At 70.0% G+C, this 13,592-nt stretch carries 11 protein-coding genes; 10 read left to right on the top strand and 1 reads right to left on the bottom strand.

Translation table 11 applies throughout. From position 1 onward, the window contains the following. Window positions 1-2: 2 nt before the first annotated feature. The 10 genes from ACFYXS_RS35970 to ACFYXS_RS36015 all read left to right on the top strand — a co-directional run bounded on the left by ACFYXS_RS35970 (window position 3) and on the right by ACFYXS_RS36015 (window position 12,903). Window positions 3-956 carry a DnaJ C-terminal domain-containing protein gene (locus tag ACFYXS_RS35970; protein WP_389255995.1) on the top strand — a complete coding sequence of 318 codons (954 nt, stop codon included), beginning with the start codon at window positions 3-5 and terminating at the stop codon, window positions 954-956. Further along, window positions 953-1,360, top strand: a complete 408-nt coding sequence (locus ACFYXS_RS35975; protein ID WP_389255996.1) for a chaperone modulator CbpM — start codon at window positions 953-955, stop codon at window positions 1,358-1,360. Before ACFYXS_RS35970 ends, ACFYXS_RS35975 begins: the two co-directional genes overlap by 4 nt. Beyond that, the gene (clpB, locus tag ACFYXS_RS35980) at window positions 1,351-3,990 is read left to right on the top strand and encodes an ATP-dependent chaperone ClpB (protein WP_389255997.1); all 2,640 of its coding nucleotides are present in this window, start codon (window positions 1,351-1,353) and stop codon (window positions 3,988-3,990) included. The genes ACFYXS_RS35975 and clpB overlap by 10 nt, the downstream gene beginning before the upstream one ends. Then, complete coding sequence (gene trxA, locus ACFYXS_RS35985) at window positions 3,987-4,436, top strand: thioredoxin (RefSeq protein WP_389255998.1); 450 nt, start codon at window positions 3,987-3,989, stop codon at window positions 4,434-4,436. The genes clpB and trxA overlap by 4 nt, the downstream gene beginning before the upstream one ends. A 279-nt stretch (window positions 4,437-4,715) precedes the next feature. Then, window positions 4,716-5,165 (top strand): DUF1931 family protein, encoded by a 450-nt coding sequence (locus ACFYXS_RS35990; protein WP_389255999.1) that lies wholly within the window; start codon window positions 4,716-4,718, stop codon window positions 5,163-5,165. 365 nt (window positions 5,166-5,530) lie between these two features. Further along, window positions 5,531-5,794 carry a UBP-type zinc finger domain-containing protein gene (locus tag ACFYXS_RS35995; protein WP_389256000.1) on the top strand — a complete coding sequence of 88 codons (264 nt, stop codon included), beginning with the start codon at window positions 5,531-5,533 and terminating at the stop codon, window positions 5,792-5,794. Further along, a complete protein-coding gene (locus ACFYXS_RS36000) occupies window positions 5,794-7,539 on the top strand; it encodes an FAD-dependent oxidoreductase (RefSeq protein ID WP_389256001.1) in 1,746 nt (581 codons plus the stop codon). Before ACFYXS_RS35995 ends, ACFYXS_RS36000 begins: the two co-directional genes overlap by 1 nt. 255 nt (window positions 7,540-7,794) lie before the next feature. Continuing rightward, window positions 7,795-8,916 (top strand): hypothetical protein, encoded by a 1,122-nt coding sequence (locus ACFYXS_RS36005; RefSeq protein ID WP_389256002.1) that lies wholly within the window; start codon window positions 7,795-7,797, stop codon window positions 8,914-8,916. Between the two features lie 312 nt (window positions 8,917-9,228). Continuing rightward, entirely contained in the window at window positions 9,229-10,404 is a 1,176-nt protein-coding gene (locus ACFYXS_RS36010; RefSeq protein ID WP_389256003.1) for a glutathione-independent formaldehyde dehydrogenase, read from the top strand. A gap of 321 nt (window positions 10,405-10,725) precedes the next feature. After that, entirely contained in the window at window positions 10,726-12,903 is a 2,178-nt protein-coding gene (locus ACFYXS_RS36015; protein WP_389256004.1) for an FUSC family protein, read from the top strand. Here ACFYXS_RS36015 and ACFYXS_RS36020 read toward each other — a convergent pair. After that, complete coding sequence (locus ACFYXS_RS36020) at window positions 12,877-13,416, bottom strand: phosphate-starvation-inducible PsiE family protein (RefSeq protein WP_389256005.1); 540 nt, start codon at window positions 13,414-13,416, stop codon at window positions 12,877-12,879. The genes ACFYXS_RS36015 and ACFYXS_RS36020 overlap by 27 nt on opposite strands. Window positions 13,417-13,592: the final 176 nt, after the last annotated feature.

The raw sequence follows: 13,592 nt of genomic DNA on the forward strand, positions 1-13,592 counted from the left end.
TCATGGCACGGGACTACTACGAGGTGCTGGGCGTGTCGCGGAGCGCGAGCCAGGACGAGATCCAGCAGGCGTATCGCAAACTCGCCCGCAGGTACCACCCCGACGTCAACAAGGACCCCGGGGCGGAGGAGCGATTCAAGGACCTCAACGAGGCACACAGCGTCCTGTCCGATCCCAGGACCCGGGCCCGCTATGACCGCTTCGGCGAGGACTTCCGCAAGGTCCCCGAGGACTTCGACGCACGGGTCGCGGCCGGAGCGGGCGGGGGATTCCGCGGTCGGAGGACCGCAGGCGGGGGCGGTCCTCGCGTCCGGTACACCACTGGTTTCGGCGACGACTTCGGCGCGGAGGGCATCGACATCGAGGACCTGCTCGGCTCCATGTTCGGAGCCGGCGCCGCTCCAGGCGGCGTCCCAGGAGCGGACCAGGAGGCCGAACTGCCGCTCACCGTCGAGGAGGCGTACCGAGGGGGCCGTCGCACCGTCACGCTCGCCGGTCCCACCGGGCAGCCGCGGCGGTACGAGGTGGACGTACCGCCCGGCGTCGTCGACGGGCAGCGCATCCGGCTGGCGGGCGAGGGCGGCCGCGGCAGCGGCGACGGCTCTGCGGGGGACCTGTATCTGCGGGTGCGGATCCAGCCGCACCCCCAGTTCCGCCTCGACGGCCGGGACGCGTACGTGCAGCTTCCGGTCACCCCCTGGGAGGCCGCGCTGGGCGCGACGGTTCCGGTGCCCACCCCGGGCGGCGGCACGGCCAAGGTCACGGTGCCCGCGGGCTCGTCCAGCGGCCGGCGGCTGCGGCTGCGCGGCGAGGGCATGCCGAACCCGCGCGGCGCGAACGGTGACCTTTACGCCGAACTCCGCATCATGGTGCCGCCCACCCTCGGCGACCGGGAGCGCGAACTGTTCGAGGAGCTCGCCGCCACCTCCTCGTTCGACCCCAGGAGGACGCGATGAACGACCGACCCGCGGGAGCGGCAGGCATCGGCCGGGCCGGCGTGGGCGCCCGTCCGGTACGAACGGGCGCCGACATCACCGCCTCGACGGCTGTCCGGTACGGGCTCGTGCCCGCCCCCAGGCTCTCCCTGGACACCGTGGCCCGTCGCGCGGGCCTCCACCCCGATCTGATCCGCCGCTTCGTCGCCCTCGGCCTTGTCGACGCCGAACGCGACGCCGCGGGGCACCTGGTGTTCGACCCCACGGCCCCGGCGGTTCTCGCCCGCATCCAGCGGCTGCGCACCGGGCTCTGCCTCAACTACGCATCCATCGGCCTGGTGCTCGACCTGCTGGACCGCATCAGCCTGCTCGAAGCCGCCCTGCGCGGCCGCGGCACGAGGAGTGAAACACCCCCATGGACATGAACCGTCTCACCCAGAAGTCCCAGGAAGCCCTCCAGGAGGCCCAGACAGCGGCCGTCGGCATGGGGCACACCGAGGTCGACGGGGAACACCTGCTGCTGGCACTTCTCGATCAGGAAGACGGTCTGATCCCGCGGTTGCTGCAGCAGGCCGGCACCGAGCCGAAGGAACTGCGCGCGGCCGTGCGTGAGGAACTCTCCCGCCGCCCGAAGGTCACCGGCCCCGGCGCGGCACCCGGCCAGGTCTTCGTCACCCAGCGTCTCGGCCGCCTGCTGGACGCCGCCGAACGGGAGGCCAAACGCCTCAAGGACGAGTACGTGTCCGTGGAGCACCTCCTGCTCGCCCTGGCTGAGGAGAGCTCTTCGACCGCCGCCGGGCGACTGCTCAAACAGGCCGGCATCACCAGGGACTCGTTCCTGAGCGCGCTCACCCAGGTCCGCGGCAACCAGCGCGTCACCTCCGCCAACCCCGAAGTGGCCTACGAGGCTCTGGAGAAGTACGGCCGCGACCTGGTCCTCGAGGCGCGCGGTGGCAGGATGGACCCGGTCATCGGCAGGGACGCGGAGATCCGCCGCGTCACCCAGATCCTCAGCCGCAAGACCAAGAACAACCCCGTCCTCATCGGCGACCCCGGCGTCGGCAAGACCGCCATCGTCGAGGGACTGGCCCAGCGCATCGTTCGCGGCGACGTCCCCGAGGGCCTGCGCGACAAGACGGTGTTCGCCCTCGACATGGGCTCCCTGGTCGCCGGTGCCAAGTACCGCGGCGAGTTCGAGGAACGCCTCAAGGCCGTTCTGTCCGAGGTGAAGGCCGCTCAGGGGCGCATCTTGCTCTTCGTCGACGAACTCCACACCGTCGTCGGAGCGGGCGCCGCCGAAGGGGCCATGGACGCGGGCAACATGCTCAAGCCGATGCTCGCCCGCGGCGAACTCCACATGATCGGCGCAACCACCCTCGACGAGTACCGCAAGCACATCGAGAAGGACGCCGCCCTCGAACGCCGCTTCCAGCAGGTCCTGGTCGACGAGCCGAGCGTGGAGGACACCATCTCCATCCTGCGCGGACTGCGCGAACGCCTCGAGGTGTTCCACGGCGTGAAGATCCAGGACACCGCGCTGGTCTCCGCGGCCACCCTCAGCCACCGCTACATCACCGATCGATTCCTGCCCGACAAGGCCATCGACCTCGTCGACGAGGCGTGCGCCCGGCTGCGTACCGAGATCGACTCGATGCCCGCCGAACTCGACGAGATCACCCGCCGCGTCACACGCCTGGAGATCGAGGAAGCGGCCCTGTCCAAGGAGACCGACCCCGCCAGCAAAGCCCGCCTGGAGGAGCTCCGCAGGGAACTGGCCGACCTGCGCGGCGAGGCCGACGCCAAACACGCCCAGTGGGAGGCCGAACGGCAGGCGATCCGCCGCGTGCAGGAACTGCGCCAGGAACTGGAGCAGGTCCGCCACGACGCGGAGGAGGCCGAACGCGCCTACGACCTCAACCGCGCCGCCGAACTGCGCTACGGTCGCCTCCAGGACCTGGAGCGGCGACTCGCCGCAGAGGAGGAGCAACTGGCCGCCAAACAAGGGCAGGACCGGCTGCTGCGCGAGGTCGTCACCGAGGAGGAGATCGCCGAGATCGTCGCCGCCTGGACCGGCATCCCCGTCGCCCGCCTCCAAGAGGGCGAACGCGAGAAACTGCTGCGCCTCGATGAGATCCTGCGCGAGCGCGTCATCGGCCAGGACGAGGCCGTCAAGCTCGTCACCGACGCCATCATCCGGGCCCGCTCCGGCATCCGCGACCCTCGCCGCCCCATCGGATCGTTCATCTTCCTCGGCCCCACCGGCGTCGGGAAGACCGAGCTGGCCAAGACCCTCGCCCGGACTCTGTTCGACTCCGAGGAGAACATGGTCCGCCTCGACATGAGTGAATACCAGGAGCGGCACACCGTCAGCCGGCTCATGGGCGCACCGCCCGGATACGTCGGATACGAGGAAGGCGGCCAGCTCACCGAGGCCGTACGCCGCAAGCCGTACTCGGTTGTGCTCTTCGACGAGATCGAGAAGGCGCACACCGATGTCTTCAACACCCTGCTGCAAATCCTCGATGACGGCCGCATCACCGATGCTCAGGGCCGCACCGTCGACTTCCGCAACACCGTGATCATCATGACGTCCAACATCGGCTCGGAGCACCTCCTCGACGGCGCCACCGCCGAGGGTGAGCTCAAGCCGAACGCCCGCGCTCTGGTGATGGGCGAGCTGCGCGGGCACTTCCGCCCGGAGTTCCTCAACCGCGTCGATGACATCGTGCTGTTCAAGCCGCTCGGTGAACGGCAGATCGAGCGGATCGTCGAGCTGCAGTTCGACGAACTGCGCCAGCGGCTCGCCGAACGCCGCATCACCGTCGACCTCACCGACGCGGCCCGGGAAGTGATCGCCCACCAGGGCTACGACCCGGTGTACGGGGCCCGGCCCCTGCGCCGCTACATCTCCCACGAGGTCGAGACGCTGATCGGACGCGCCCTGCTGCGCGGCGACGTCCAGGACGGCGCCACGGTCCGCGTCGACGCCGAACACGGAGAGCTGGTCGTCACCTACGACCAGCCGGCCGCGGCCCGGGAAGCGAGAGCAGCGTGAACACCACCAGGACGACGACTGTGACCTGCCCGAACTGTGGGCGTGACAACCGGATTCCGGTGTCCGGCGAGGGACGCCCCACATGCGGGCACTGCAAGCAGCCACTGCCCTGGATCGTCGACGCGGGCGACGACGACTTCGCCGAAGTCGCGGACAACGCCACCCAGCCCGTCGTCGTCGACCTCTGGGCCACCTGGTGCGGTCCCTGCCGCATGGTCACGCCCGCCCTCGAACAGGTCGGCCGGGACCTCGCCGGACGGATCAAGCTCGTCAAGGTCGACGTCGACAAGAACCCACGAGTCAGCCGGCGATTCGAGGTGCAGGCGGTGCCGACCCTCCTCGTCCTGGACCACGGAGAGACGGTCGCCCGCCAGGCCGGCGCGGCACCCGCGGACGTCCTGCGCTCGTGGGTCGAGCAGGCGACGGCGGGCCGGCAAACCACTTAGTCGTGCGGCCGTGCCGGATGTCTGGGACGCCACGTCGGCGCTCGGCTGCACACGAACGCAAGGCCGCGGCTGCCTGGGCCCGATTCACCCGGCAGCGGGCCGAACGACACAACGCTCGTCCGCCTGCCCGGGGAGTCGGACGCCTGGGCCTGGCAGGGCAACTCAGGGAGGCCGATTGGTCCCGACATGCGTATGCGTTCACGTGCCCCGTCGGCGAGGCTGGCGAAGAAACCCAGGGGCCGGGAGCCACCCCGGCGCCCGCAGTCGGAGGTTGCCGTTATGACCGTGATGTCCATCGCCAGGTTCGAAAGGTTCTTCCGCGCGGCCGCGGGGCTGGACGTCGACAAGAACGATCTCAAGCGCTACAGCGACTTCGTCGACGCCAAGCTCTACGATCTGCTGACCGTTGCCCAGGCCACTGCCAAGGCCAACGGGCGCGACATCATCCGGACCTGTGACCTGCCGATCACGAAGGGCCTGCAGGAGAGCATCCATCACTTCCAGAAGATCGACCAGGAAGTGGAAATCAAGCCGATTCTCGAACAGCTCGCGACTCACCCCGCGCTGGACCGGACGCCCGACGAGGAGACCGAGGCGGCTTATCCGGACATCATCGGCGGACTCAGCCTGGCCCTCGCCCAGAGCTTCAAGGTCCTCCACCCCGACCTGAAGAACCCCCAGACCCAGCACTGGGACGAGGCCCGAGCAGTCTTCGACCTCCTGCTGTGAGTGCCGATCGCCGCATCCACGTCCAGGGTGCCGCCAAGGGCGGTCTGCGACCCACGCCGGAAACGCAGCAGTCCTGAGCCAGGGCTGTCGGCTCGTCGCAGGCGGGGCTGGGATCGGCGCCCTGGTGCTGCGACATCTCGGCGACGACGCGGGCAACGAGAGACGGAGGCGGTTCACCCTGCCTGCCCCTTCATCGGCCACCCCGCCGACACGTGCCAGCAGGAGAACCACCGCTCCTGGTCCTGCTCGACACGGAGGGGCGATGTCTCGCCGGGCCGGTGCCGCCGCTCCGGAGCTGCGCCGCTGGTGAAACAGAGCATCACGGACCGCTGCTGAGCAGTCCCACCCACGGAAGGAGAACCCTGATGGTTACGATGCCCGACCCGCACCTGGCGTTGGTACGCCCGGTGACGCCGCTTACACCGGAGGGCTGCGAGGAGTGCCTCAAGGTGCATTCCCCGTGGGTGCACCTGCGGCTCTGCCTCAGCTGCGGGCACGTCGGCTGCTGCGACTCCTCGCCCCTCAAGCACGCCAGGCAGCACGCGGGCAGCGCCGGTCACCCCATCGTGCGGTCCTTCCAGCCGGGAGAGGACTGGCGCTGGTGCTACGTCCACGAGGCGCTGGTCTGATGAGCGCGGCCGAGCACAAGCAGAGCGCGGTCCACGAGACACCGGACCGATACGGGGCGTTCCCGCGCCTGACACCGGAGCAGTTCGAGGCGCTCACCGCGAACGGTCAGCGCCGGCGGACCGCCGAGGGGCAGGTGCTGTACTGCGAGGGCGACCCGTTCCGTGAGTTCCTCGCGATCCTCAGCGGGACCGTCGAGATGGTCCACGACCTCGGTGGGCCCGGCGAGCGCACGGTGGCCGTGCACGGCCCCGGCAGATTCCTGGGTGAACTCGGGTTGCTGGAGGGCCAGGCGGCGTTCGACACCGCCGTGGTGCGCGAGGCGGGCGAGGTACTGGCCGTGCCGGTGGAGCGGCAGCGCTCCTTGGTCGGCCGCGACCCCGTCCTCGGCGACCTGATCCTCCGCGCCTACCTGGGCCGCCGGTATCTGCTCATCGGCCTCGGCGCCGGCTTCCGGATCCTTGGGTCCTGCTATTCACCAGACACGCTGCGGCTGCGTGAGTTCGCCGCCCGCAACCGGTTGCCGCACCGCTGGGTGGATCTGGAGAAGGACAAAGAAGCGGAGGCGCTGCTGCGCCGGTTCTCCATCCGCCCCGAGGAGACTCCGGTGGTCCTCTGGAAGGGCGAGCGGGTGCTGCGCAATCCGAGCAACGCCGAACTCGCCCGGCTCATCGGAATGCCCGCCCCCTCCCCGGAGGCTGGGCGGTGTGACGTGATGGTGGTCGGTGCCGGCCCCGCGGGACTCGCCGCCGCCGTATACGGTGCCTCCGACGGACTCACCACGGTCACTGTCGATGCCGTGGCCACCGGAGGCCAGGCCGGTACCACGTCTCGCATCGAGAACTACCTTGGCTTCCCGTCGGGCATCTCCGGGGGCGAGCTCATCGAACGCGCGGTGCTCCAGGCCCACAAGTTCGGTGCCCGCCTCACGGTGCCGGCCCAGGTCAGCGGGCTCACCTCGCAGGACGACGAGTACGTCGTCACCTTCACCGACGGGTCCCGGACCCGGGCAGGCGCCGTGGTGCTGGCCTCGGGCGTCTGGTACCGCCGGCTCGAGGTGCCCGGCATCGACCGTCTGGAGGGCACCAGCGTCTACTACGCCGCGACGGTCCACGAGGCAAGTCTCTGCCAGGCGGATCCGGTCGCCGTGGTCGGCGGCGGGAACTCCGCCGGGCAGGCCGCGCTGTTCCTCGCGAACCACGCGTCCAGGGTCCACCTCCTCGTCCGGGGCGACGACCTCAACGCGGACATGTCGCGCTACCTGGTGGACCAGGTGGAACGGCACCCGAAGATCGAGGTGCTGCTCCACACCGAAGTCCGGGGTGCCTCCGGGGAGGAGAAGCTGGAGTCGCTGACGGTGGAGGACAACGCAGGAGGTGAGCGCCGGGAGCTGCGGGTCGCGGCACTGTTCGTGTTCATCGGGGCCCGGCCGCACACGGAATGGCTCCGGGGCGTGCTGGCCCTGGACGAGAAGGGCTTCGTCCTCACCGGCGCTGACGCCCAGGCGGCGGCCGACCCGACCCGGTGGGACTCGCTCGGCCGGGGCCCGTTGCTGCTGGAGACCACCCTTCCCGGGGTCTTCGCCGCAGGCGACGCCAGGAGCGGCTCGGTCAAGCGGGTGGCCTCGGCGGCTGGTGAGGGTGCCATGGCGATCCGCCTCGTGCACGAGCACCGGGGAAAGACGGGAAGTCTGGTCCGCTCTGCCGGCCCCCCCATGGGCGGGACGGACCGGGCGGGGGAGAGGTAGTGACCCGGCATCGGACTGGTGCCGGGCGAGTGGGCGCAACGACTCCGGCATGAGCGGGAACGCCGCGGTGACGGTGACTCAACGAGCACGAACAGCACGGCGTGGAGGCAGGTGATGCCCGTGGGCAAGGTGGAGGAGGGCCGGCCGTACCTCCTGCACCCGCTGGCTGGGGTCAGCGTGTCACGCGGCGTCCGCGTTACCTCCGGGGCATCCTGTGGGCACGGGCGATGCGGGGGCAGCCGTCGAGAAGGAGTCATGCGGGTGTCGTCTCAGGGCGTGACGGTCGTTGCTCTCCTGGCGGATCCGGACGCGCCGACGGAGATCGCGCAGCGCATGGCCCGGATACTTCCTGCCCGGCTGGCCGACAAGTGGGGCCAGGGGCGGCGTTTCGACGTCGTGGTGGTCAGTGAGCCGTTCACCGCAGGGACCGAGGACCCGCCCACCTTGATGCGCCGGATCATGGACCGCGGAAGAGCGGAGAGTTGGGACATCGTCGTGGCCCTCACCGACCTTCCGCTGCACTCACACGGGCGCAAGCTCGTTGTGGATCTGAGTCACGAACACGGCCTGGCCCTGCTGTCTCTTCCTCCGCTGGGAGGCCTGCGGCTGCAGACCAGGGCCCGGCGGGCCGTGGAAGAAGCCGTCCTCAGCTTGGCGGGGCCCCGGGCCCCCGGGGCTGAGGGTCCTCTGCAGACCGAGCAGCTCTTGGGGCCCTTCGTCAGTCGCTTCGCGCCTGTTCGCCCGGGGCAGGTCGGTGCGGAGGAGACGGCTGATCTTCGATACGTCGTCAGCGGGCCGCGCGGTTACCTGAGGGTGCTCGTTGGTATAGTCCGCGCCAACCGGCCGTGGCGCTTGGTGCCGGGCTTGTCGAAAGCCCTTGCGGCCGCACTCGCCACGGGAGCGGTCGCCACCGTGAACTCCACCATCTGGATGCTGGCCGAGTCCCTGAGCGCGCCACGCCTTGTGATCGCCACGATCGGGTCCGTCGCGCTCATGATCGGCTGGCTTATCGTGGACGCGCAGCTGTGGCATCGATCAGCAGAGGTCTCGCGGGAGGCGAGGCAGAGGGCGAGGCTCTACAATGCCTCGACGGTCATGACCGTGGGTATCGGGGTGCTCGTCTGCTACGTCGGTTTGATCGTCATCAATCTGGTGTGGGCTCTGTTCATCGTAAACGGCCACGTGTTCGCCTCCACGACAGGGACCCCGCTTCACGCCGCGGAATACTGGACGTTGTCCTGGTTCGTCGCTTCGGTCGCCACCGTGGGCGGCGCGCTGGGATCAGGCTTGGAGAGCGACGAGGCGATCCGGGCGGCCGCTTACTCCAAGCGCGAACAGGAACGTCGCCACATGCTCCAGGACGGCCATGGTGACTAGCCGGCTGGTAACCTGGCTTGGAGAAGCGCTGTTTGTCGGTGGTCGTCCGGGTCCGAAGATTCCGCTGGTCGATCGATGCGTGGCTATTTCACGTCGTGGGCCGACGGGCTCGGACGATACGCCGCCGGAGCGCCGGGGTTCCGCTTGACGGCCCGGCTGCGGCACCACCGTTCCATCCGAACCGTGTGCACGGCCCACAGAGGCAGGCCGGAGCCAGGGATCCCGTCGCATCCACTCCCCGGAGTCAGGCTCTTTGCGCCGTCTCCATCCCTGCCGTGCTGCGGTCATGCCGTGGCACCAAAGGAAGCCATCATGAAAGCAGCGGTATATGAAGGCCCGCGAACGGTCACAGTGAAGGATGTACCGGACGCGAAGATCGAACACCCCTGCGACATCATCGTCAAGATCACCACTACCAACATCTGCGGTTCGGACCTGCACATGTACGAGGGCCGCACCTCGTTCGAGTCCGGACGCACCCTGGGACACGAGAACATGGGCCAGGTCGTGGAGGTCGGCTCGGCCGTCCGCAAGGTCCAGGTCGGCCAGTATGTGGTCCTGCCCTTCAACATCGCCTGCGGGTTCTGCAAGCAGTGCGAGCGGGGTCTGACCAATTACTGCCTGACCATGCAGCCGGAACCGGCCCTGGCCGGAGCCGCCTACGGATTCGCCGACATGGGCCCCTACCAGGGCGGCCAGGCGGAACTGCTGCGGGTGCCCTACGGCGACTTCAACGCGCTGCGTCTGGGCGAGGACGCCGCCGACCGGCAGACCGACTACGTGATGCTCGCGGACATCTTCCCCACTGGCTATCACGCCACCGAGATGGCCCACGTCAAACCGGGCGACCAGACAATCGTCTTCGGGGCCGGTCCCGTCGGGTTGATGGCGGCCTACTCCGCCCTCCTCAAGGGCGCCGGCCGCGTCTGGGTAGCCGACTACCAGCCAGACCGGCTGCGCAAGGCGGAGGAGATCGGGGCCATCCCGATCAACACCGCCGAGCAGAATCCGGCGGAGGTCGTCAAGGATGCCACCCTCGGTCTGGGGGCCGACAACGGCTGTGAGTGCGTCGGCTATCAGGCACACGACTCCAAGGGGCACGAGGACGCCAGCCTCACGGTCAACGGACTGATCGACTCGGTCAGGTTCACGGGCGACATCGGCGTGGTGGGCGTGTTCCTGCCCCGGGACCCCGGCGGCGCCGAGGCTCAGGGGGAGCTGGAGGCGCAGGGCAAGGTCCCGATCGACTTCGGCATGATGTGGTTCAAGGGCCAGCACATGGGCACCGGGCAGGCACCGGTGAAGAGGTACAACCGGGCGCTGCGGGATCTGATCGCCGGCGGGAAGGCGAAGCCGAGCTTCGTCGTCTCCCACGAACTCAGTCTGGATGAGGCCCCCACCGCCTACGAGCACTTCGACGCCCGTGACGAGGGCTGGACCAAGGTGGTGCTGCATCCGAACGGACGCGGCAACGGCCACAAGCGGTAAGAGACCCGAGGGCCGCCGTCCCGCATGTCCCCCCGGACCGGTCCGGCTGACGAGTGACGATCGCGCCGGCTCCGGCCGGGGCCGGACGGAAGACGATCGCCTGCGCACCGGTCGGACCTGAAGCAGTGGCAGTAGCCCGCGCTCCGGCCCGGTGGAACGGACTGCGTTCGCTCAGCAGTGTCCGCCGTGGCAGCACCCCGTCCCAGCGGCTGCGGCCGCCCTGTTCCTGGGCCTCATGCGGGAGGCTTCCTTGCCTGACGGCTGCCCCAACTCAACCAGGCCGACGCAACCCGGCAGGTCGTTCCGGCTAGGCTCACACCCGTGACGTGGCTGCGGGCCTTCGGGGAGGTCGTGCGGTCCGGGCTCACGATCGAGGAGACGCGGCTGGAGCCCCTGCTCGCGCTGCGCACGGCTGCTGGGGTGGCGATCGTCGTCGGGTCTGCGCTGTGGTTTGCTTCCCCTGCGTACGCCGCTTCCGCGGCCCTCGGTGCCTACTCTGCGGGTGGGGCCACCTTCCAGCGCACCTGGCGTCCGCGCAAGGTGATCGCGCTCGGCGCGGGCGCAGGTCTGGCGCTCAGCACTTTCGTCGGCTACCTGGCGGCCGGTCGGCTCGTGACGTTCCTCCCCCTGCTGGCCATATGGGCATTTCTCGCGGGGATGGCGTGGGCCGTCGGATCGACCGCCGGGATCGTCGCAGCGACGACCGTCGGCAGCATGCTGGTGACCGTCACCCTGCCCACAAGCGTCGGGCAAGCCTTGGATCACGCCGGGTTCATCGCGCTCGGAGGTGTGGCGCAGGCCGTGCTGATCTTGCTGTTCCCGATCCGCCGTTGGGGGACGCATCGTGACGCGCTTGCCGACGCCCTGGCCTCCGTGGCGGACTACGCCCGCCGGCTGCGGCACGACCCGACCGCCTCTTTCGACCCGGAGCCGTTGATGACGGCCCGGGACGCGGCCGCCGTGACGCCATCACAGGCCCGCACCCGTCCCTCCGTCCTCCATGGCCCTCGGGGGCTGGCCGAGCGCATTCGGCCGGTCGTCGCCGCGCTCGCCGACCCGGACGTCGGCGCCCCGGCGGAGGGACCCGGGCGAGACCGGGCACGGGAGTTGCTCGACGCGGCCGCCGACGTCCTGGACGCGGCCGCCCGGACGATCCGCCGGGGCACTCCTGCCGAGGTGCCGCCGAAGACCGCGGAGGTCCTGCACGTCGACGAGGAGCACGAGGTGTTGGAGGGGCCCGCCCGGCAGGCCGCCGAGCGGCTCGTGGAACTGCTCGGCGAGGCGATGGAGATCGCCGGGAGCGGTGGCGCGCGCGGGAAGACGCCCACGCCCCCCGGCCCCGCGGGCGCCCAGTTCCTGGTGCGCCCGACAATGTTCCGGCTGCTCCCGGTCGTCGTCCGGGCGGTCCGTTGTGAACTCCGCCGCGACTCGCCGGTGCTCCGGCACGCCATCCGCCTGGCGACGGTGGCAATGCTCGGCTATCTGATCGCCACCCGGCTACCCCTGGCCCACGGCTACTGGGCGCCCATCGCCTCGGTGATGGTGATGCGCCCAGACTTCCACCGGACGTACGCGCGTGCGGTGGCCCGTCTCGCCGGGACCCTGGCTGGTGTCGCCCTCGCCACCGGGATGGTGCAGACCCTGGGCCCGGACGCCCTCGTGTCCGGCGCGCTGGCCGTGGTCTCGGCGGGCCTGTCGTACACGCTGATCCGTACCGGCTACGCCTACTCCCAGTGCTTCACTGCGGCGTACGTCGTCTTCCTGCTCGGCATGGGCGGCCAGGCATGGGAGCAGACGGTCCCGGAGCGCGTGGTACTCACCTTGCTCGGCGGGGCCCTGGCCATGCTGACGTACGTGGTGTTCCCCGCTTGGGAGACGCCCCAGCTGCCGGGCCGGCTTGCGGACTGGCTCGCCGCTACCGGCCGTTACGCGGCCGCGGTGCTCCGCAGCTACGCCGAACCGACCCGGGAGCATCGCGCCGGCATGCGCAGGGCACTGCTGGCGAGCAGGGAGGCACGTGCCGCCTGGCAGGAGGCCTACGACCGGGCAAGGCAGGAACCGGTCCGGCCCAGGGGTCTGACGACACGCGAGGCGGAGGAGGCGCAGGACGCACTCAAGGGGCTCGGACGAGCGGCGATGCTCATGGAGAGCCACGTCCCGCGGGCCGACAGCCGTCCCGTCCCCGAGGCGGAGCGGTTCGCCGAGGCCGTGGAGGCGGACACCGCGCAGGCGGCAATCGACGTGCGCGAGCGCAGGAATCCGGACTGGGGGCGAGTGGAGAAGGCGCTCGAGGCGTGGGAAGGCGCCGCCGCCGGGGACCGGAGCCCGGTAGTGCGGCGCGGCGCGGAACTCCAGAAGCGGGCCCTGGAGGACCTCACGACGGCCGTCAGCCGCACACCCCTGGAACGGGACGTCGGCTCTGCCCGTGAGGAGCAGCGGATGCGGGCGGCCGCTGCGGCGGAAGACGGCGGATCAGGACCCGCGCACCGGGGTGGGTGACGGCGCCGGCGACGGGTGGCGCCGCGCCTCCTGGCGCGGGAAGTAGTCTCCCGGCCGCGTCGAGCGCCGCCACACGTACGCCGCAGTCGCCATCACGAGGATTAGCCCGGCCAAGATGAGCAGTTCGATCCCCTCGACGTTCCAGCGGAAGGACTTCTCCGCTTCGGCCGTCACGATGAGCACTTTGCGAATGCCGGCAATCAGGCCGACGACGAGGAACGGCTCCGCGTCCAGGGTCTGGTTCCTGATGGTGAGGCGGACGGTGTGGAGCAACTCGGCCACGATGAACAGCACAAGGCCGTTGTCCAGGGCGGAAAGAACGACCGTCTCCTCGCGGTACGGCCCCTGGATCGACTTGATGACGTCGTGGACGACCCCGACGGTCAGGAGCCCCGCCAGCAGCACGAGGAGCGCCGCAACTACGAGGTGGATACCGTCCTCGATGAGCTGAAGGAGGCCCTGTACCCGGCCGCCGCCCTCGATCTTCGGAAGAATGAGTCGCACAGTCGGCATGTTAGTTGTGCCCCGGCCCGCGGGCGCGGCATCCTGCCGAACGGGTGGACGGGCGGGTGGACGAGCGGGGCGGACCACGCCCTCGGGCGGCGTGGACGCGCTCGATGCGCAGACTCTGTGATTCGTGGATCGCGCGAGTGGTGTCGTTGGACCATGTCAAGTTCAGGGCTCGATCG

The sequence above is a fragment of the Streptomyces sp. NPDC002574 genome (genome assembly GCF_042889545.1).
GTDB lineage: Bacteria > Actinomycetota > Actinomycetes > Streptomycetales > Streptomycetaceae > Actinacidiphila.